The 21,118-nt window shown below is 40.7% G+C and carries 17 protein-coding genes; 8 read left to right on the top strand and 9 right to left on the bottom strand.

Going from position 1 to position 21,118, the window contains the following annotated elements; translation table 11 throughout:
- The first annotated feature begins 41 nt into the window (after positions 1-41).
- Positions 42-626, top strand: coding sequence for a tyrosine-type recombinase/integrase (locus HRT96_RS11340; RefSeq protein WP_293156453.1), 585 nt, complete (start codon positions 42-44; stop codon positions 624-626).
- A 163-nt stretch (positions 627-789) separates the two neighbouring features.
- The gene (locus HRT96_RS11335) at positions 790-1,359 is read left to right on the top strand and encodes a CoA pyrophosphatase (protein WP_293156450.1); all 570 of its coding nucleotides are present in this window, start codon (positions 790-792) and stop codon (positions 1,357-1,359) included.
- Between the two features lie 40 nt (positions 1,360-1,399).
- On the opposite strand, the gene hemF is transcribed toward HRT96_RS11335, so the two are convergent.
- The 3 genes from hemF to HRT96_RS11320 all read right to left on the bottom strand — a co-directional run bounded on the left by hemF (position 1,400) and on the right by HRT96_RS11320 (position 4,051).
- Positions 1,400-2,302: an oxygen-dependent coproporphyrinogen oxidase gene (gene hemF / locus HRT96_RS11330; RefSeq protein WP_293156447.1), complete on the bottom strand. Its 903-nt coding sequence runs from the start codon at positions 2,300-2,302 to the stop codon at positions 1,400-1,402.
- 156 nt (positions 2,303-2,458) lie between these two features.
- Positions 2,459-3,223, bottom strand: coding sequence for a ParA family protein (locus HRT96_RS11325; RefSeq protein WP_293156444.1), 765 nt, complete (start codon positions 3,221-3,223; stop codon positions 2,459-2,461).
- Positions 3,224-3,271: 48 nt separating this feature from the next.
- The gene (locus HRT96_RS11320; protein WP_293131947.1) at positions 3,272-4,051 is read right to left on the bottom strand and encodes a DeoR/GlpR family transcriptional regulator; all 780 of its coding nucleotides are present in this window, start codon (positions 4,049-4,051) and stop codon (positions 3,272-3,274) included.
- A gap of 267 nt (positions 4,052-4,318) precedes the next feature.
- Between HRT96_RS11320 and HRT96_RS11315 the strand changes: the two genes are divergently transcribed.
- The 4 genes from HRT96_RS11315 (at position 4,319) to HRT96_RS11300 (ending at position 8,189) form a co-directional block, all read left to right on the top strand.
- Positions 4,319-4,594: a hypothetical protein gene (locus tag HRT96_RS11315; protein ID WP_293156441.1), complete on the top strand. Its 276-nt coding sequence runs from the start codon at positions 4,319-4,321 to the stop codon at positions 4,592-4,594.
- 125 nt (positions 4,595-4,719) lie between these two features.
- On the top strand, positions 4,720-5,697 hold the full coding sequence (locus HRT96_RS11310; RefSeq protein WP_293156438.1) for a DUF2333 family protein: 978 nt from the start codon (positions 4,720-4,722) through the stop codon (positions 5,695-5,697).
- Between the two features lie 140 nt (positions 5,698-5,837).
- Positions 5,838-6,662, top strand: a complete 825-nt coding sequence (locus tag HRT96_RS11305) for an SDR family oxidoreductase (RefSeq protein WP_293156436.1) — start codon at positions 5,838-5,840, stop codon at positions 6,660-6,662.
- A 36-nt stretch (positions 6,663-6,698) separates the two neighbouring features.
- Entirely contained in the window at positions 6,699-8,189 is a 1,491-nt protein-coding gene (locus HRT96_RS11300) for a carboxypeptidase M32 (protein ID WP_293156434.1), read from the top strand.
- Positions 8,190-8,292: 103 nt separating this feature from the next.
- Here the strand turns inward: HRT96_RS11300 and HRT96_RS11295 are convergent, their stop codons facing one another.
- From HRT96_RS11295 to norV, 3 genes are read right to left on the bottom strand one after another with little or no spacing between them, the layout of a single operon-like run.
- Entirely contained in the window at positions 8,293-9,558 is a 1,266-nt protein-coding gene (locus HRT96_RS11295; protein WP_293156431.1) for a methyl-accepting chemotaxis protein, read from the bottom strand.
- Between the two features lie 47 nt (positions 9,559-9,605).
- Entirely contained in the window at positions 9,606-10,751 is a 1,146-nt protein-coding gene (norW, locus tag HRT96_RS11290; RefSeq protein WP_293156428.1) for an NADH:flavorubredoxin reductase NorW, read from the bottom strand.
- Positions 10,748-12,241: an anaerobic nitric oxide reductase flavorubredoxin gene (gene norV, locus HRT96_RS11285; RefSeq protein WP_293156425.1), complete on the bottom strand. Its 1,494-nt coding sequence runs from the start codon at positions 12,239-12,241 to the stop codon at positions 10,748-10,750. The genes norW and norV overlap by 4 nt, the downstream gene beginning before the upstream one ends.
- Positions 12,242-12,423: 182 nt before the next feature.
- Between norV and norR the strand changes: the two genes are divergently transcribed.
- Positions 12,424-13,965 (top strand): nitric oxide reductase transcriptional regulator NorR, encoded by a 1,542-nt coding sequence (gene norR / locus HRT96_RS11280; RefSeq protein WP_293156422.1) that lies wholly within the window; start codon positions 12,424-12,426, stop codon positions 13,963-13,965.
- A 101-nt stretch (positions 13,966-14,066) separates the two neighbouring features.
- On the opposite strand, the gene HRT96_RS11275 is transcribed toward norR, so the two are convergent.
- From HRT96_RS11275 to HRT96_RS11265, 3 genes are all read right to left on the bottom strand, one after another.
- Entirely contained in the window at positions 14,067-17,189 is a 3,123-nt protein-coding gene (locus HRT96_RS11275; RefSeq protein WP_293156419.1) for an Ig-like domain-containing protein, read from the bottom strand.
- Positions 17,190-17,198: 9 nt separating this feature from the next.
- Positions 17,199-18,503, bottom strand: coding sequence for a hypothetical protein (locus HRT96_RS11270; RefSeq protein ID WP_293156416.1), 1,305 nt, complete (start codon positions 18,501-18,503; stop codon positions 17,199-17,201).
- 301 nt (positions 18,504-18,804) lie between these two features.
- Positions 18,805-19,833: a hypothetical protein gene (locus HRT96_RS11265; RefSeq protein WP_293156413.1), complete on the bottom strand. Its 1,029-nt coding sequence runs from the start codon at positions 19,831-19,833 to the stop codon at positions 18,805-18,807.
- A gap of 351 nt (positions 19,834-20,184) precedes the next feature.
- On the opposite strand from HRT96_RS11265, the gene HRT96_RS11260 reads away from it, so the two are divergent.
- Entirely contained in the window at positions 20,185-20,949 is a 765-nt protein-coding gene (locus HRT96_RS11260; RefSeq protein WP_293156410.1) for an OmpA family protein, read from the top strand.
- The last annotated feature ends 169 nt before the right edge of the window (positions 20,950-21,118 follow it).

The following is a 21,118-nucleotide window of genomic DNA, read 5'->3' as shown; positions in this document are numbered from 1 at the left end:
AAATAACAATATTGAATACCGTTTTCAATTAGCTTATTAAAATGGATGAATGGAAACTTCCAAATCCATTTATCAAACTAAAGAAGTTTAAACTTGAAGAGAAACCACCTTCTTTTTTAAATGACAAGCAAATAGACATCTTGTTAGATGATATCAACCCGACCCCACTTGATATAGATGTTAGCCGAGTGGTCAAGATTTGCTTATCAACAGGCAGTCGAGTGATGGAGGCGGTGAATTTAAATGTGACTCAGTTATCAAAATACAAAATCACTTTTACCAACACGAAAGGTAAACGCAACAGAACGGTACCTATATCAAAAGACCTATACAACGAAATACACAGTGATACTGCAGGGCAATTGTTTTCATGCACTTATACTGATATTAGGAATAGGATAAGAAGTAGCATAGATGAATTGCCAAAAGGACAGGCCACCCACATTTTACGGCATACATTCGCAAGTCATTTTATGATGAATGGGGGTAATATCTTAGTATTGCAACAAATTTTAGGCCATACTAATATTAAACAAACAATGACATACTCTCATTTTGCACCATCACATTTGAATGATGCTATATTGCTTAATCCAATTGAGATGAATAAAAAAAATGGCGGTTAGAGAACTTAATCGCCACTTAATCGCCATTAGAAAACAATGTAAACGTAAGCTGTTGATTAAACTGGCAATAAAACACAAATAATTCACAGGTAAAATATTACCTATACTTTAATTAATCGCCACTAATTAAGCTAATCAATACCAGTAAGTTGCAAGGACGTATATGGATATTAACTCTTTAACATCACGCTTTGTGTTATCACCACTTTCAGCACCCGAGAGTAAATTCAGCAAATTTTTTACGCCTGCTGCGGTGCTGTTTCCCATTGTCGAACGTGAACAACAACTTAACCTAATTCTCACTCGTCGAGCCTCCCACTTGCGTCACCACAGTGGCCAAATAGCCTTACCGGGTGGTAAAACAGAAAAAACCGATAGCTCATCCATCGCCACCGCATTGCGTGAAACCCATGAAGAAATTGGCATTCCAGCCGATAAGATCACCGTATTAGGCACACTACCCAGTCGACCAACAATTAGCCGCTATTATGTCACCCCAGTCGTGGCTTTAATCGACAGTGATTACCAATCCAAGATTGACCCCAACGAAGTCGAGGAAGTTTTTGAAGTGCCGTTGTCTTTTTTACTCGATGATGACAACCATATTATCGAAAAGAGTTTATTTAAAGGAAAATACCGTGAAGTGACTTTCATGCCTTGGGGTAAGTATCCGATATGGGGAACAACTGCGGCAATAATTAAAGATTTTTCGAAACACATTCGTTCGAATTGAATGTTAAAACCACGCCGTTAAACGTGGTCCTAAATAAAAACTATAACCAAGTTCGAGGTTGTGAGACAACATCCACTAACGCTTGTTGCGCTTCGTTCTGCGGCTCTAGATCATCATAGTGCCAACTAGCGAGTGGCGGCATCGACATCAAAATTGATTTGGTACGGCCTTTACTTTGCAAACCAAAAATAGTGCCGCGATCAACAATCAAATTAAACTCCGCATAACGGGTGCGACGGAATAATTGGAACTCACGTTCTTGTTCTGTATACGGTTGATTTTTACGTTTAGCAATGATTGGCGCGTAAGCTTGTGTATAACCCTTAGCTACCGATTCAATAAAGCTTAAACTTTTCTCGATATCCCATTCATTCAGATCATCATAAATAATGCCGCCAATACCACGATATTCTTCACGGTGTGGCATATAGAAGTATTCATCTGCGTCTTGTTTGAATTTTTCATACAAATCATCACCAAATGGCGCAACGGCATCACGCGCGGCGGTATGAAAATGACGGGCGTCATCGGCATATAAATGAATCGGCGTGAGATCAAAACCACCACCCAACCACCAGTGCTGTTGACCGTCGTTATCAGTGACCATAAACATTCGCACATTAGCATGACTTGTCGGGGCATGTGGGTTACGTGGATGCACCACTACAGATACACCCATTGCTTGGTATGACATACCAGTAAACTGTGGACGTTTAGCCGATGCAGCCGCCGGTAATTTATCGCCGCTTACCATCGAAAAGTTTACCCCCGCGCTTTCATATACTTCACCATCGCGTAATACACAACTAGTGCCCCGACCGAGATGACTGGTCCAATGATCAGCGATAAACTCGCCGTTGGTTTCTTCAGCCTGAAAAGCCGTGATAATTGATTGTTGGATATTACGAAAAAATGATTCTAGGTCATTAATACTAACTGACATAACTACCTTGCTTATCACTTAAACAGCAAACATTGAGGCCGAATGCTGTCTAAAAAGATGATTAATAAAAATATACTCATACAAATGAGTATGAAAAGAAATCCAACCGCTTTAACCTAAGGTTTCATACCCTATTCGCCAAAGCAATTGGAAATATTATGCAGAGATCTCAGCGTAGAGATCGCAAAATTGCAGCGTCACTTTATGCTTAGGCGCACAATTGATCAAGGGTTGGGAGATATTATGTGATTCTTTTACTTTCACAGAGCTGTGGATCAGGGTATTTAAAATCGGTAAATTTTCCGCTCTTAATTCTGCAACCAGTTTTTTAGGTAAGCTAGCTTGCCCTTGATACTGATTAACCACAATCCCTTCTACCCGTAATTTATCATTGTGATCTTGTCGTGTTTCTTCAATATTGGCCAACAAACTGTATAAACCACGACGTGAGAAGTCATCACAATCGAAGGGGATCAAACAGGAATCCGCGGCTATCAAGGCCGACAAACTATAAAAGTTAAATGCGGGCGGCGTATCGATGTAAATCTCATCGTAATCACGCCTTAACTTCACCATAGCATCACGTAATTTATAAATTTTATGCCGTTGTTCTAATTTAACAATCAATTCACCAAGCAATTCTGACGCTGGCATAATAGCAAGGTTAGGAAATGGCGTCGGCGCGATAAAATCATTATAAGGTCGCCCTTTCATAATAATATTTAATGTCTGCTCAAAAAATTCGGCAGCACTAAACTCAACCTTATAATCGTTTCCTAATAAATAAGCGCTGGTATTACATTGACTATCTAAATCAATAATCAGGGTGCGCTTGCCTTGTGAGGCAGCAATCGCTGCCAAATTACTACAGATGGTAGATTTACCTACGCCACCTTTTTGATTAAAAACAACACGGATCACGAGATACTCCCTTCTCTAAATTATTTGACGGTCTAACTCACTAACGTTCTAACTTTCTGAATTTATGTCACAAACTATTGACTCAACTTGATGCAATTTTAATAACTTAGCGAGCTCTTCTGGTGGCTCTATGTCAGTAAATAATTTATTCACCTGATTTACATTACCAATATTCACCATCGCATTACGGCCGAACTTAGTATGATCAACCGGTAAAAACACTTCTTGTGAACACTCGATAATCGCTTGCGTTACCCGCACTTCTTGATAATCGAAGTCTAATAGTGAACCATCCATATCTAAACCACTGATGGTAACGATACCAAAGTCCATTCTAAACTGTTTAATAAAATCAACCGTTGCTTCGCCAACCACACCGGCATCTTTATTACGGACTTCACCACCAGCAACAATGACTCTGAAGTCAGGTTTTTGCATCAAAATTGTGGCTACATTTAGATTGTTGGTCACAATGCGTAAATTGTTATGATTTAATAATGCGTGCGCTAATGCTTCAGATGTGGTGCCAATATCAATAAACAGCGAGGAACCATCAGGTATTAGCTCAGCCATCGCTTGCGCTATTTTCATTTTTTCTTTGGCTGTTTTTTGCTGACGATTAACATATGAATCGTTAACAACACTGCTCTCTAATAGTGATGCGCCGCCGTGATGACGACGTACTAAATTATTTTCTGCCAATTCATTTAAGTCTCGACGTATAGTCTGAGGACTGACGGAAAAATGCTCTACTAGCACTTCAGTGCTGACAAACCCTTCTTCCTTAACCAGCGAAATTATTTTTTGGTGACGTGTATTCTGTCTCACATCGTTCTCCCTGTATCCCCTAATAACATTATCGAAAGGGAGTTTAAATTTACCCTTAGTTTATATCATATTTACACCTGTAAACCTGACAAATAGCGTCAATAAACAAAGTTTAACGTCATTTTGGGATATACTCATACCTGTTCATCATGATTATCAAGTTGATATCATCAAGTTAATCATGGCGAGCAACCACTAAATTCAAGTAACGACTTCATTTAAATAACAACTTTTTTCAGATAACAAAACACCAACGAGACAATCAAAATGGCTTCAGATCCAGATAAACTACTCAAACAGCATCCAGGATTAACCCATTCAGAGCTCCAGAAAGTGACCTCTCACGTACAGCGAGAAAAAGACGAGTGGTTTCTCAATACCGTCATGATCGAAGGCCACAGTGTACCGTTTAAGTTTAAACGTAAAAAAGCGTATAAATCATTAACGGATGCACGTGTTAATCTAACCTACTATCCAGAGATAGAAACGGTTGCGGGGTTCAAGGTAGAAACCATGCATGTGGTCAGAATTAAAAAATCATAAGGTATTAAATCTAGTCTTAAGTCTGTCGGTTTTTTATATGTTAATTAAGCTTGTTGCAAACATTTCAGCGAGTTACACTAGAGTAAATATTACTAACTTAACGCATGATTCGAGGGAACGACCAGATGAGTAAATCTAAAATCATAGCCGGTATTGCTGCTGTCAGCATTATTTTTTATGCCACGTCAATTTATTGGAGTGTTGAACCAGACCATTTTAGCCCAACACAAATTACCGAAGCGCTGACTAAAAACAACGCTGATATCGCCGTTGGTTCTTACACCACAGCCACACTCATTAAAACGATCCAAACGTTAGACGAAAAAAATGGCGGTTATCTAAGTAACTCGGTATTACCACCCGCTATCTTGATGGATAACATGCCATCATGGGAATATGGTCTGCTAGAACAGTCTCGTGATCTGATGTTAGTATTACGTCGTGATTTAAGTCGTTCACAAACGCAATCAACTGAAAATAAAAATCTACAAAAAGCGCACGGTGCATTAAATGTTGAGTACACACGTTTATTTCCGACCAATGCCAATTCTGAATACAAAAAAACCATTACAGAATTACAAGTATACCTGGATAAATTAAACGATCCTCAATTACAAGGCGCACAATTTTATGCCCGTGCCGATAATCTTGCAGAATGGTTCAAACAAGTTGAAAAACGTCTTGGTTCATTATCACAACGTTTAAGTGCTTCTGTAGGTCAATACCGTGTCAACACTGATTTATCGGGTGATCTGGGTGCTGAGCAATCTACATTAACAGAGTCTGGTTCTATGGTTAAAACACCCTGGTTAGAAATCGATAATGTATTCTGGGAAGCGCGTGGTTCTTCTTGGGCATTATACCATTACCTCAAAGCCGCAAGAATCGATTTTGAAGGTGTGCTAGCAAAGAAAAATGCCCTAGCAAGTGTTGACCAAATCATCCTTGAATTAGAAGCATCACTACAGCCGGTAGGCAGCCCGATGATTCTTAACGGTGCTGGTTTTGGACTTTTTGCTAACCATTCTCTTGTCATGGCAAACTATTTGTCTCGTGCAAACGCGGCGGTTATTGATCTGCGTAGATTACTAGAACAAGGTTAATCACCACATACGACAGACTTTCGCTGTAATTAAGCCTGTAACACGTTACAGGCTTTTTTGTATCTGAAATTCATAACAAACTATAGATTCATAAACTATTTCTATACGTTAAGCACAAAGAAAATAGGGAGATATCAACAATGCAAACAGTATTAATAACCGGTGCTTCAACCGGGATCGGTTATCACGCTGCCGTGACCCTGAAAGCGGCTGGTTACCGTGTATTCGCGACGGCGAGAAAACCGCTGGACGTGACAAGATTAATTGAACACGGTTTTGAAAGTGTGCAACTCGATTTAAGCTCAACAGCCTCTATCACAGCAGCTGTCACGCATATCATCCAGCTTACCGATGGCAAGATAGATGTATTATTTAATAACGGCGCTTATGGCCAACCTGGTGCAGTAGAAGATTTACCGACGGACGCGCTGCGCGCCCAATTTGAAGCCAATGTCTTTGGTTGGCACGAGCTGACTACGCAAATCATCCCGCTAATGCGCGCTAATGGCAGGGGCCGCATAATCCAAAACAGTTCGGTACTTGGCCTAGTGACAATGAAATATCGCGGGGCTTATAATGCCAGCAAATTCGCCCTAGAAGGATTAACAGACACGCTAAGACTGGAGTTACTCGATTCTCCAATCAAGGTATCGCTCATTGAACCGGGTCCGATAGTGAGCCAGTTTCGTGCTAACGCATTGTTAGCATTTCAGGCCAACATTGACATAGAGAACAGTATCCACAGTGACGATTACCAACAGCAAATTAGTCGCTTAGGTAAGAAGGACGTCAGTAATCGGTTTACCCTTGGCCCAGAAGCTGTTACCAAAGCACTCATCCATGCGATAGAAAGTAAAAATCCGAAAGTGCGTTATTACGTGACCTTTCCAACCTATTTATTTGCCTTGTTAAAACGTATTTTACCCTTTAGAGTATTAGATAAAATATTAGCTAAATCAGGCTGATATTCCCCTATTAATAGTCTCAACCTTGGAGTTAACATGACAACGAGTTCAGCATATGAAGAGTTATCTAAGCATTTTAAAAAGATCCATAATTTACACCACCTTTCTTCAATTTGTGGTTGGGACCAAGCGGCGATGATGCCTGCGGGCGGTAATGAAGCACGCTCTGAAGCCATGGCCGAACTCGCTGTCATGATCCACCAGCAAAGTACCGCGCCACAACTTGCTGGTTTAATTAACCAAGCGCAAGCTGAAAACCTGTCAACCGAGCAACAAGCAAGTTTGGCCGAAATCGACCGTAGCTGGCAGCAAGCCAATGTGGTACCAGAAGATCTCGTTTCAGCTAAATCGTTAGCAGGTTCTAAATGTGAACACGCTTGGCGTACCCAGCGTAAAGAAAATGATTGGGCTGGTTTTGCTAAGAACTTAAAAACAGTGGTAGAGCTATCACGTGAAGAAGCCAGTATCCGCGGCCAAGCAAACAACTGCAGTAATTATGATGCTTTGATGGACTTGTACGAACCGGGCATGACCAGCGCCCAACTGGATCCGATTTTTGATGATGTAAAATCATGGTTACCGGAATTAACGCAGGCCGCCCAGGAAAAACAACGCAGTGACAATGTCATCATGCCAACCGGGCATTTCCCGATTGCAGCACAACAACAACTGGGTTTAAAGACCATGCAGATCTTAGGTTTTGATTTTAACCATGGTCGCCTTGACGTATCGACTCACCCATTCTGCGGTGGTGTAGCTTCAGATGTGCGTATCACAACACGATATGATGAAGATGATTTCACTCAAAGTTTAATGGGCGTAGTACATGAAACCGGCCACGCACGTTATGAACAAGGTCTACCAAAAGCATTGAACCACCTACCAGTAGGTCAAGCGCGTTCGATGGGTATTCATGAAAGCCAAAGCCTGTTATTTGAAATGCAATTAGGCCGTAGTCAGGAGTTCTTAACCCTGCTAACGCCAGAGATACAGAAAGCATTTTCAGGTACGGATAAAGCAATTTATAATCCGCTGAATTTAAGCCAGTGTTATACCCGAGTGAAGCCAGATTTTATCCGGGTTGATGCCGATGAAGTGACGTATCCTGCCCATGTAATGTTGCGTTATGAAATCGAACAAGCACTGATGAATGGTGATATCGAAGTGGATGATATTCCTGAATTGTGGGCAGTTAAAATGCAGCAATACCTTGGTGTAGACACTAAAGGTAATTACCGTAATGGTTGTATGCAAGATGTGCATTGGACTGACGGTAGCTTTGGTTACTTCCCGTCTTATACACTAGGTGCTATGTATGCCGCGCAATTCATGACAACAATGAAACAGCAGATGGATGTTCCGGCAATCATTACCAGCGGTGATTTATCGCCTATCTTTACTTGGCTTAAAACCAATATCTGGCAAAATGCATCTCTACTAAGTACTAACGACTTAGTCAAACAAGCCACAGGTGAAACATTAAACCCAGCGCACTTTAAAGCCCATTTACAGGCGCGTTATTTGTAATATTAGTACGTAGCCCTAACGATTGGCGCACAACAGCGCCTCTCTAAGGGTTATAATTACGCTATGGCTGTAGCATTTGCAAGTTGAGCTCGTTACCTGAAATTCACGATTGATCTTTTTGGGTTTTAAACGCTGCCAGTTGATTGACAATATTATCAGATACTTCATTAAGACGCTTACCTTGATTTTGAAGTTCGTTACAATCATCAGCATTTGAATTAGACAACATTTTTAATGTTTGTATTTCATGAGAAACATCAACAACAAGTTTGTGAATATAACGAATATCAACATTATCAGTGACCTGACCTTGGTTCTCTTTTTGTCCAATTAAATTCAATATACCGTCAATATTATCACATGCTGTATTGATCTCTGTTTGACTGTTTTTTGAATGTGATGAAAGGTCACTCAGATTTTTTGACTGTAACTCTATCTGCTCGCCAGCCTGATGCACAGCTGTAGAAATACCATCAATAATCTGATTGATTTGATTTAAACTGTTTTGAGTTGACATAGCAAGCTGCCTGACTTCATCTGCAACGACCGCAAACCCTCTACCGTGCTCTCCAGCTCGAGCCGCTTCAATAGCAGCATTTAATGCCAGTAAATTTGTCTGATCTGCCAAATTGTTTATCACTGATACAACACCACCAATAGAGTTCACCTGCTCTGATAATAATCCAAACTTATTGCTCAGATTTTCACTGCTGCTGACATATGTTTCTATCATATAGGCCATGTTACTCATCGCTTCATTTGACAGCTGCAATCCATCTCTAGTATTTCTAACCTGTTCTTGAGTTTGTTCAGCTTTGATTTGTAATGCTAAAGAATGCTCATCTAGTATTTTAAACTGCAGGGCAATATTATCAACTCGTTGATCTTGAGTTTGAATACGCTGAGCAATATCGTTTGTTTTTGAAGTCAGCGTATTCGCAATTTCATCTGATGCAATTGCTTGAGTTTGAATATCAATTAATGCACCTTTAACATTTAGCCTAAATGAATTAATAACACTTAATACTTTGCTCATCTCACTGTTGTAGTCACTATTGACCTGACATTCAACCGAAAGATCTTTTTGTTCAAATGTACGCATGTAATCAGTAATTTTATTTAGGGAATCAACCCCCCAAAACTTTTCATCAAGATCATGGATAATCAGCAAAAAAATAACAATATATTGTAATATCTGTGAATAAAACTGCTCAGTAAAAAATAAAGCATTAAAAAATAGAGAAATAGCACTAAGCCAATGGATAAGTCTCATTCGTAGAAAAAGTGAATGCATAATAAATTCCGTTATAAGTTCTTTGTAGGGAACACTGGTAATAATTGAAGCAAATAATGGCAACAACAGGCTCATTCAATTAACCTGTTGTTGCCAACTTTAAATTATTTTAGATAACAGCCTTAAGCTATTTTTGGTAACAAGCGTAGCAACTTAAAAGCCTCTGGCATATTTGCTTGCGTCACCACAAAACCAATTAATAGCTCATCACTATCATAGGCCTTAGCCGTCATTCCTGACGCTGTCATTTCTACCTGCCAATTAGCATCACTCGCGGTGGTATTGCCGCTTAATTGGATCGGGTATAATGGCGTTTTCACTTTGACTAACATCGCCGGAAAAGTCACATCAGTCGCAGTATTCGTCAAGGTTTTCGCGAGTGCATTAGCACTGAGTATTATCGGTTGTAAAAAAGCCAAATGTTTACCGTCAATCTCAGCACAATCGCCAATAGCAAAGATATGCGGATCCTGGGTTCTTAATTGCTTATCGACAACAATACCGCGGTTCACCGCTAAACCAACCTCGCTCGCTAACGCCGTATTGGGTTTCAAACCCGCCGCACACAACACACTATCAACATTAGTTGTATAACCGTTGTTAAAGCTGACTTCGATACCTGTAGTCGTTTTTGTCATCTTGCTTAATTCATTACCCAGTTGCAGATTAAGTCCCTGCCTTCTCATTGTTTGATAAAGCTGAGATGAAATAAATTCAGGCAATAGACTCGACAGTAATGCATCTGCTCGATCGGTTAAGATGACATCATAATTAGCGATGGCTAAATCCATCGCAATTTCAGTCCCCACTAAACCAGCGCCAACAACCAACACCGATTTAGCATTAACCAATTGCGCCTGTGACTGTTGGTATTCATCTAAACTATTCAGCGTAATAATGTCTTTAGCCGCATCGCCATCAACAAATGGTACAAACGATTGCGCCCCTGTGGCCAGCACCAAATTATCATAGGCTATCTCGATCCCCTGACAACTCACCGTTTTTTCAATGCGATTAATCTCGTTAACATAGGTATTGTTCATTAAGGTAATATTATATTCACCCGCAAAATCGGCCCCGCTTTGCTTGACCATGTCTTGCGCGGTTAGTTTTTTGCTAAATACATGGCTCAATTCTGGTTTGACATAATCATCACCACTGCCTGCGGTGATCACTATGATCGCTTGTTCCTGACTGGCTCGACGAATTGATTTAACTAATTGATACGCAGCAAAGCCACTGCCTATAATGACAACAGGTGAGCTCATGCTACATCCTTATTTTTAATCTCTTCAAACACGTCTTTACCTAATCCACATTCAGGACAAAGGAAATAATCCGGTACGTCAGACCATGCTGTACCCGCAGCGATATCTTGATTGGGTTCACCCAGAGCAGGATCGAATACCCACTGACATACCGTACATAGCATTGAACTTCCTGCATCAATCGCTTCTACATCACGTTCTGGTATTGACACTTCAACTGCAACGGTCTGTGGCGCTTTTTCTATTACTACTTTTTTTTCTACAGGTGCAGCTACATTTGCAACGGTACTATTTTCTAACGCCCACTCTTTCGCTAGCGAGCGACCGTATTCACGGCATGCTAATATCGCTTGACCATCTGGTTTCCATTTTGTTTTAAGACTTGGATAACGTGCAAGTCCTGCTTCATCCAATCGACTTTCAATGCGATCAATTGCCCCACCAGTCCAGCCATAACTACCAAATGCCGCGGCTTTTTTATTTTTAAAACGCAGACCAGTGATCTCTTCCAACATGGCGGCAACTTTAGGCATCATCACATTATTCATCGTTGATGAACCCACTAAAATACCTTTGGAAATAAAGGCATTCGATAAAATTTCATTTTTATCATGACGCGCCACATTGAATACTTTCACCGCCACCTGGCTATCCGCCTCATGAATACCCTGTGCAATAGCATCCGCCATCGTACGGGTATTATTCGACATCGAGTCATAAAAAATAGTAATGCGATCTTCTTGATATTTATCTGCCCACGTCAGATATTGTTCAATGATCTGAATCGGATTATCACGCCACACCACACCGTGCGCTGTCGCAATCATATCAACGGGTAAATTTAAGCTTAATATTTCTTTAATCTTAGCTGTCACGAGCGGACTAAACGGAGTAAGAATATTGGCATAATAGCGTAAGCACTGATCCATTAACTCTTTGGTATCAACTTCATCATTGAATAAACGTTCATCACAATAATGTTGACCGAATGCATCATTACTAAACAGTACCGCATCACCAGTCATATACGTCATCATGCTATCAGGCCAATGCAACATAGGTGTTTCAATAAAGACCAGTTGCTTACCATTACCTATATCTAAACTATCGCCTGTCTTAACCACATTAAAATTCCACTCTGGGTGGTGGTGGTGACCGGTAATTGAATCAATCGCATTTTCGGTACAATAAATCGGGGTGTTAGGGATTTTATTTAATAACGCTGCTAATGCACCAGCATGATCTTCTTCAGCATGGTTAATCACAATGTAATCAATTTTGTTAAGGTCAATTTCTAATTCTAATTGTTGAATAAATTCATAACAGAATTTGTGGTCAACCGTATCAATCAGTACTGTCTTTTCCTCTTGAATAAGATAGCTATTATAACTCGTGCCTTTTTCAGTTTTAAATTCAGTACCGTGAAAATCACGCACTTCCCAATCACGCTGTCCAACCCAAGAGATATTGTTTTTTACATGAATAGTCATATTGTATTCCAATTAAAAAGTTAACGAATTTATATGACCTATTAACTGCAGGTACCGTGCCAAAAGTTAACCTGTTGATTTATATAACAACAACAAACGAGCACTGTCATAATGACTACCTTTACTTATTGTCATTATGACTATACAATGTCGATAAGACAGTGTTTTATATGGCTAACATTATGCAAACTACCACCAAAGACCTTATCCATATCGCCTTGGATCTAACCACCAATATTTCCAGTCAGGATCGTTTCGAGCGCCTACTCACCACAATGCGCAGATTATTCAGCTGTGATGCATCCGCGCTATTAGAGTTTAAGGGACAGCATTTCAAACCCTTAGCAATTAATGGCCTGAATGCTGACGTCTTGGGCAGACAATTTAATATCAGTGAACACCCAAGATTAGAAGCCATTGCCAGAGCTGGCGACGTAGTCAGGTTCCCCGCCGACAGTTCTCTGCCCGACCCTTATGACACCCTGATCACCTCGCATGAAGGTAATTTACATGTGCATGCCTGTGTTGGTTTACCTTTAATGGCAAATCAACGCCTGATTGGAGCACTGACTCTCGATAGCTTTGATCCCCACCAGTTTGATAACTTCAGCAATGATGAACTACGTACAGTGAGTGCACTTGCAGCCGCGACGCTTAACATTGCATTATTGATGGATAAACTGGAAAAAGCGGCGGGCGATGTGACTGACTCAGATCCCGCCAAACATCAACCGCAAAGTAACACTGAAATTATTGGTCAGTCCGCGTCGATCCAAGCCTTAAAAAAAGAGATAAGCGTCGTTGCCAGTACCGATATGACCGCATTAATCTTGGGGGAAACAGGGGTGGGTAAGGAATTAGTCGCCACCGCAATCCACCAGCAATCCTCTCGTGCTGATAAACCACTGATCTACCTTAACTGCGCTGCCTTACCAGAAGCTATTGCCGAAAGTGAACTATTTGGCCATGTCAAAGGCGCATTTACCGGTGCCATCAGTAATCGCAGTGGTAAATTTGAATTAGCAGATAAAGGCACCCTGTTTCTTGATGAAATTGGCGAGTTAACCCTGACTTTACAATCGAAATTATTACGGGTATTGCAATATGGTGACTTGCAACGTATTGGTGATGATCGCAACTTAAAAGTCGATACCCGCATTATCGCGGCAACCAACAAAGATTTAAAAGAAGAAGTACTTGCAGGTCGCTTTAGAGCAGACCTTTATCATCGCCTTAGCGTATTTCCCATTACAGTGTCACCGCTGCGCGAGCGTGGCGAAGATATTATATTATTGGCTGGTTTCTTTATTGAACGCTGTCGCAGTAAACTGCAACTAAGCCACCTGAGGTTAAGTTCTACTTGCCAAGCTATATTAATGAATTATCCATGGCCAGGTAATATTAGAGAATTGGAGCACAGTATTAATCGCGCCGCAATCCTTGCCAGAGCAGAAGCTACAGATGAATACGTGATACTGCAGCCCTCGCACTTTAAGCTTGAGCATGCACTAGTTGAAGTAACAGATATGATTGAGCAGCCGATAATGTCCGTCACCAAGATACCTGCCGATAATTTACGTGACGCGACCGAGCAATTTCAACGACAGTTAATTAGCAAAGCGCTCAAAGAAAACAACAATAACTGGGCTGCAACGGCACGCCAACTTTCTGTTGATGTCGGCAATCTTCATCGATTAGCTAAGCGGATTGAATTGAAAAAATAACAATTGAAAAGTAACGTTGAAAAATAAAAAGGCTGCACATTTATATTCATAAAGATGTGCAGCCTGTATTTTACTCACTTTAACCTAACTGAAATAAAATATTATTTCATCGGTTGTGATATCTGTTGTAGTGACATATCACCCGGTGCAATAGCCAGCGTCATTCCAGCAACTTCCCCAATCCATTCCAATATGGGTGCGTCTATCTCCATTTCAACACCTAATGTGATCAGATTTAGATTCCTCAATTCAATATTCATGCGGCCATCTTCTAAAAACGTCAAAGGGCCTTGTAACTGAACGTTCTCAAGTAAATAACTGTGAAGATTGTGCTCAATAAAACCACCCAATACACTCATAAATGGATTATCCATATATATATCTAAATCAATCTTGAAATTGAGTCTACCCTCTTCCTCATTCCAAATGATATAACCCGTAGGTACTTCAGTTTTTCCATCATCACCTACCGGATAAAGAGGGCGCATTACCATAGTGCCAGTTGGAACAACAGAGTCCATACCAATGAAGTTACCACCAAGTCTTGCGCTCACATTCACATTCGACGATATCAATTGCTCGGCATGAATTTTCACTGGTATACGATTGTTTATAGCATCATACTCGCCTACTTCTGTAGGCATGAACCCAGAGATATAAGTTTTTGCATAATTATCACTACAAGTCTGATCTAATTCACAGCCAACTGTAGCTCTATGTAATAGACCACCAGTCTCCAATAATGATAATTTAGCAAAGTTACCACTGATAACGTCTTCCTTTATCTCATCCCAACGATAGTCACGATTGGTATCGGACGTTGGCATCATCAGTGGGTTAAATACTAAGTTATCAGCCGGTGCTGCGCGAAATGGCATGAGCATATCTGGACCACCAAGATCTTCATGACTATCAGGCTTTAACAAGGTTGTTTGTAACGGATAACCTTCTGCACTACACAGAACCTCACCGCTCGAACAATCAACGCTACCTTTGGTTTCACCTTCCGCAGAAATTAAAGAATAACGATATACGTTGGAACCTTGATCCTGCCAGTTCTCATTTGGAGAGAAGGTTAAGATCTTATTCTCATAATTAAGCACCCCAGGAACCGTTGCAACACAGTTACCGGACCCATTAGGCTCTACAATTTCAACACGGAACGAACCAGTATTACAGGTTTCACCTAAACGTATACTTGCTTCATCCATCTGCTGACTGAAAACCACAAAGATATCGCGATCTTCTTGTAAATTAAATATATTAAGTTTTTGATCAGTAGCTAGACCACCTGCACAACGACCCGCAATATCAAGGCTTAAATCCGTATCTTCCATTGCACATGAATAACCCGGCACCATGCCTTCGACCATAGGGGCCGTATAGCGAGCCGCAATCTCACCATGTTCTTCAAATACTGTGCCCTGCTCTTTATTTGGGGTAGAAAAATGTTGAGATAAATACGCACTGTTACCGGCAAGATCTTTAATGACACCCGTAACCGTATAATCTGTAAATGGCATTAAGTTATCGGTCGGATCAATAATAATAGAAGAACCGTCCTGCGAAATAAATGTTTCTACCGCGACACCATTTTCATCTTTAAGAACAAGGTTCTGTAGTGACGATAATTCTAGCGGTTCATTATAAGTAATCGTGACATTATCACCCAAGCTGAAATGCTGAGTATTGGTATGTGGATAAGCAGATTGGAATACAGGTGAAACAAAATCAACAGCAGGTTCTGGTGTTTCGTCTGCGGTATACGCCTCCATATGGAATGATATTTGCGCATGGGCATTATCCACGCCCAAGATCTTCAAATCAATTTCACTCACCGCGTCAATGATCATCGCAGGACCTTCGGTCCTAACAGTGCCAATCAACTCAAGATGCATGATGTTTTGGCTTAAACCACCATTGGCTTTACCATTCAATTTGCCGTCTTCTTCGTAACCATCCGTGGTCATCGCCACATCCATAAACAGATGCAATTGCTTCGGTGCATACTTATGATCAGAATTGGTGTTATTAATTAAATAACCTGTCGCATCCGAAATGTTGGTCATACGAATATTACCGGTTCTAAAACCAGTAGGCAGTTCACCGCCTACTTTAACCGTTAAGCTAGAGCTATTTAAAATAGAACCTTTACGGATCACCATTGGCGCCGAATTTTTAAATTTACCGAGATTGGCTAATTCAGTGATCAGGTCTGAATCAACATAAGTGGTATCATTCGCGCCAATAAGCACAGATTTAATAGTTACTGCATTCATTAATTCACCTGAGTAAGGTGATTCCTGACTGTCATTATTCAAGGTTATGTTCATTGGCTTAAATGCGCGTTCACCCGGGTCTAATACTGTAAATACTTTTTCTAAACCCGCAAAACTATTGCCCTGATTATCCTTCACGCCATTACTGACGATAAGTTCATAACTTGCATCAACATCAAGATCGACCGCTGGATCAAAGGTGATGTAACGACCTTTGGCAATTAAATCCCCTGCGACTTGCTCTGTCGACCCGACTTTTTGGAACTTAAATGTGTCACCTAAAACTAACGTCTTTATATCAACGTCATTGGTCAAGCGTAAACGCAATGTCGTGAACGTGGTAAATGGTAGATCATCAGTCGGAAAAAAACCATTGCTATCCAGTGTGAAACGCTCTACATCTTTGGCTAAACGCGTGGTAAATATCAATGGATCTTGCGTGGTTCTTGTCACCGTTAACTCTTTATTTCCATCCGCTTCATTAATCAAACCGATTGCATAAGTCACCGTATATTGTTCACCCGCTTTAAGTGGTGATGCTGGCTTAAATGCCAAACCATTAGCTTGTGTATTGTTCGGATCAGTTGCAAAGCTATCTTCAGTCACTTCCGTCGCAGTTCCTTCGATAACATTGCCGTCACTGTCGGTTAAGGTAAACTCTTGCGTCGAAAAAGTATCTAGCGGATGCGAAAATGACAGCAACACGGATGTATTAACGGTCACATCAGCTTGGCCATTAAATGGAAACGCATAAAACGTGTGGGCTGCAAACAAGCTTTGCGCTCGACGCTCGGCTAATGCCGCACGATTTTCTTCTGCAGTTAAAACCGGCGCGTCCACTTTTTCATTATCTTGTAGTTCAACACCACAACCAGCAAGCATCATTGCAGAAGTAATAAGGCTGTATTTAAAGAAAGAGTTAAGCTTAGTGTTAATTATTTTCATAAAACCCCCTTAAAACTTAGTCGTGAACGAAAGTGCAATAGTTGATACCGTACCTTCGAGTTCAACTGAGGAGTTATTCGCGCTGTCTTGATGAGAGATAATGTGGTCAGTTGGATCAAGTACTTGTAACTGATACGCTAAATCAATCTGCCAAGGATATGCCGATAAGCCAGTGCCTTTATGGAAATAGGAGAAACCAGCACCGACAACTAATTTATCAGCACTTAAATAATTCACATCCAGCGTCGCTTTATCTGGGTTTAATGGTGAGACTTCATAACTCGCACCCGCCATTAATTTAATGGTATCGTTAAAATTCAGCTCGATACCGGCACGTGGAATAATGATATCTTCGAAACCGACACTGGCTTGATCTTTCACTGTGTCGTTTAACATTAAGTCATTTAAATCTGACCATTTTTGTTGCTCTGCACTGATCGCGAAGCTCACCATTCCGGCTTTAATACGAATACCCGCAGAGATAATATCTGGCTGGTATGCATCATACGTTAACAAGTTAATGGGTAAATCGGATACCGTTTTGGTGATCGTTGCTCCCGCCTTAATGTTGGCTTGACCATAACTTTCACCACGGAAAGCCGCTGCAAAGGTAATACCATTACCCGCACAACTCTTATCACTGCCACATAACATACGTCCGAAATCTAACGTCACCCCTGCAATTGGCGTGAGCACTGGCTCAGCGGCGACACCAACACTTTCATTACCTGACGCTGTGCCATCCAATTCACTTTCTAAACTCATCGTCGCATCAGCATGCAATGATACTTGCGCACCGCCACCGATAGTAAAGCCCGGTATAATTTGAATTGAACCCGATGCAGCAACAAATAATGGCTTCTCACCATAATTAGCTAATTGACCGGTCTCTGATGTTGACGAGCTAAACGCCATCATTTCAGTACCGTAATTTTCGATACCAGCAATCAGACCAAAATAAATTGGGTAAGAAAAATTAAACAGATTCGTTACATTAACATTCATACCTGCAAGTATTGGTTGTGTTGCTTCATCAAATGTTTGCTCGCCAGCAGTAATATCAGGGGTTGCAGATAATAAACCCACATACATCTCGCCTTGATCCGCAGCGGCTAGCGCAGATGGATTATAATAAGCGGCAGAGGATTGCGAATTAAATAAAGAAAAAGACTGCGCAGAAGCAATATCAACAGGAGATAAACCAAATGTGGTGCCGAGATTACCGAAACTTGCTTGCGCGGTACCCGCTGTCAGCGCTAATGCCACGGATGCAGAAAGTAGAGAGATATTATTAGAAAGTGTCTTCTTAGCCATTGTTGCTAACTCCATTTAGCGAAACTAAAATAAGTATTCTCTAGTGGCTCCTGCCACAACAACGGAATACCGTCAAATTGTTGAACATCCCCTAAGAGGACATATTGTCATTTTTACTAACAGCGAATATACCTTGATTGATATACTCAGTGTCGTGCTTATATCGAGTTATGCCCTCATTCAGAAACTAATGAGCTAGAAGCATTAGACTCTAGCTCATTCCTTGTTTTAATTGCACTGACGCCGACTTAGTTATCTCAATGTTGTTAGTGTTATTACTCTGATTACGCTAACACCCATATTAGTATGCCTGTATCCATGAAAAAGGGGCTGGTAACACGGCTGTCGCATCATCCATTTTTACCGCTTCAACCCGCTGCATAAAATCATCGATATTGGTCATCCGAACACCACGAACTGGTTTATTCTGGTTATCAAAGAAGTCCTCCCAGTGCCCTAACACTATTGTTTGTGGCTGCGTCTGTTGCAAGATAGCCTCGGGGTAATTATCAACCTGATGAAATGCAGCAACACATAAGATGGCCATATCAACCGTCTTAGTATCGGCCATCACTGGCATTAATCCGTCTGGAGAGTTGCTAGCAGCATCTTGATAATGAATACGATAAATCGGTTGCTGCTGGATATCTAAAAAGTCGATCACATACGCATATGTTTGTCCTTCTTTCCAACCATATGCAGTGCTTGGCAGCTCGGTTAATGCATCTTCATATTTTCCTGACATCACTTTAATCCCCATAAAGTGCGGTGCATGATCGGATTTAATCGGCATAAAACGAATAGTGTTATTACGATTGTATACCCACTTACCCGGTTGCTGACCTACCGCGGCATAATCACTAATATCAAGCAAACGTTCATCTTCGATAACGGCGGTGACGATATTGGTCATTGTCGTTGAACCAACGGCTGTCGTCGTAGGCATATGCCGCTGCATGATATAAGGCACATCCATCAAGTGATCATAATGTGCATGACCAACTAAAATGAATTCGGCCTGCTTGGCATGGGCCGGTAATAATTTATCAACCAAATCAGTATCCGGTTCAATTGACAGAGGCAAGGTCACATTGAGCAAACCCGGGTTGGTAAACGAGGGGGCGGTCATAATACTGTCTTCACCATATTGAAATAAATAACCACCAACACCGAGATATTGAATATTTAACTTTTGGTCTCCGCTAAGCAACGACTGCTCTGCCACTTGCTGCGCATGATGTATCACTAAATTCTCCACAGACGTAGCACAGCCCGCTAATAGCCCAGCAATCGCACTGCAACAAAACACGTTCAATTTAACTATTTTCATTAACGCCCCCCAAAAAAAGTGGTAACAGCACCCCTCTTATACAAGCTAATTAAAATAACAAAAATCACGTTATCGACACTAACTAATATGCGTTTAATATCTCATAGAGGTGAAAATAGTACTTTGTATTGACGTCGATTTAATGAATCTCGTTACATGTATACCCAAGCTACTTCAAGATGCACAATCAGCATCATGGCTTAACTTGGGTATAGCCCTTTTTGAACCCTGTCATTTTTCGTCATAATTGATACTTAACTTGTCATTTTGTTGGCCCTAAAAAGTCTTTATTGGTTGCTTTAATAGAGTCATAGCTTGTTAAGCAGTCTTAAATCCATAAGGAAACTGACCATGAAAAAATCTATCTTCGCAAAAACATTACTTATTACGTCAATAGCATGCACTAGCCTCTCTGCCAATGCTGCGGAACAAGAACCACTAACCACATGGGAGAAAGCCGGGGTATTTTCATCCACGATTATCGTCGGCACCATTGCGGGTGGTCCGATTGGTTTGGTTCTCGGTATTGCGGCCGGAGATTGGATTAATAATACTTGGGATAAATCCATTGATTCTGAGCAGTTAACAGCAGAGAACCAGCAGGTAACAGAATATTTACTGGCGAGTGAATTACAAAATAATCAGTTGTTACACGACGTATTAATTTTAGACCAACAGCTACAACAAATATCTGAAACAGAAGAACTTAACCAACAACTTATCCTTGACGCCTTACAACTGGATCTACTGTTTGCCGTTAATCAAAGTGCGATTGATACCACAAATCAAGCGCGAGTGACACAGCTATCAGATTACTTAATAGATAATCCAACCATAAACATCGTATTATCAGGTCACGCGGACCCGAGTGGACAAGAAGAGCTAAACATGAATTTAGCCCAGCAAAGAGCGGTCGCAGTACAAGATCAACTTATCGCGTTAGGTGTTAACGAAAATAATATCCAAGTACAATCTTTTGGTGCCGAATACGCAAGCTCAGCGTTAGGAGATCTTATTCAATACCCAAGAGATCGTAAAGTAACTATCGAGTTTATCGATGACCAAGACAACAAGATGAAAGATAGCCTCACAGATGAAATAGCGATGCAATTCTGACACATTTCGAGCATGACGATTAGGCTAACGATAATTCTTTAGCCTTTTTAAATTTCTCATATTTACCTAGATAATCCTGATTATATAGCCTATAACTCTTTTCAAAACATAAATATATCTGTTCTATACTGAAGTGATAACGAAAAAATATTAAAATTATATTTTATGA

Origin of the sequence: Moritella sp., assembly GCF_013215705.1 — a bacterium.
GTDB lineage: Bacteria > Pseudomonadota > Gammaproteobacteria > Enterobacterales > Moritellaceae > Moritella.
This window is presented reverse-complemented; position numbering and strand designations above follow the sequence as displayed.

What these genes read in the sequence shown, in the direction of transcription:
- HRT96_RS11340 (WP_293156453.1), top strand. Translation starts at nt 42, where the DNA reads ATGGATGAATGGAAACTTCCAAATCCATTTATCAAACTAAAGAAGTTT.
- HRT96_RS11335 (WP_293156450.1), top strand. Translation starts at nt 790, where the DNA reads ATGGATATTAACTCTTTAACATCACGCTTTGTGTTATCACCACTTTCA.
- hemF (WP_293156447.1), bottom strand. Translation starts at nt 2,302, where the DNA reads ATGTCAGTTAGTATTAATGACCTAGAATCATTTTTTCGTAATATCCAA.
- HRT96_RS11315 (WP_293156441.1), top strand. Translation starts at nt 4,319, where the DNA reads ATGGCTTCAGATCCAGATAAACTACTCAAACAGCATCCAGGATTAACC.
- HRT96_RS11310 (WP_293156438.1), top strand. Translation starts at nt 4,720, where the DNA reads ATGAGTAAATCTAAAATCATAGCCGGTATTGCTGCTGTCAGCATTATT.
- HRT96_RS11305 (WP_293156436.1), top strand. Translation starts at nt 5,838, where the DNA reads ATGCAAACAGTATTAATAACCGGTGCTTCAACCGGGATCGGTTATCAC.
- HRT96_RS11300 (WP_293156434.1), top strand. Translation starts at nt 6,699, where the DNA reads ATGACAACGAGTTCAGCATATGAAGAGTTATCTAAGCATTTTAAAAAG.
- HRT96_RS11295 (WP_293156431.1), bottom strand. Translation starts at nt 9,558, where the DNA reads ATGAGCCTGTTGTTGCCATTATTTGCTTCAATTATTACCAGTGTTCCC.
- norW (WP_293156428.1), bottom strand. Translation starts at nt 10,751, where the DNA reads ATGAGCTCACCTGTTGTCATTATAGGCAGTGGCTTTGCTGCGTATCAA.
- norV (WP_293156425.1), bottom strand. Translation starts at nt 12,241, where the DNA reads ATGACTATTCATGTAAAAAACAATATCTCTTGGGTTGGACAGCGTGAT.
- norR (WP_293156422.1), top strand. Translation starts at nt 12,424, where the DNA reads ATGCAAACTACCACCAAAGACCTTATCCATATCGCCTTGGATCTAACC.
- HRT96_RS11275 (WP_293156419.1), bottom strand. Translation starts at nt 17,189, where the DNA reads ATGAAAATAATTAACACTAAGCTTAACTCTTTCTTTAAATACAGCCTT.
- HRT96_RS11270 (WP_293156416.1), bottom strand. Translation starts at nt 18,503, where the DNA reads ATGGCTAAGAAGACACTTTCTAATAATATCTCTCTACTTTCTGCATCC.
- HRT96_RS11265 (WP_293156413.1), bottom strand. Translation starts at nt 19,833, where the DNA reads ATGAAAATAGTTAAATTGAACGTGTTTTGTTGCAGTGCGATTGCTGGG.
- HRT96_RS11260 (WP_293156410.1), top strand. Translation starts at nt 20,185, where the DNA reads ATGAAAAAATCTATCTTCGCAAAAACATTACTTATTACGTCAATAGCA.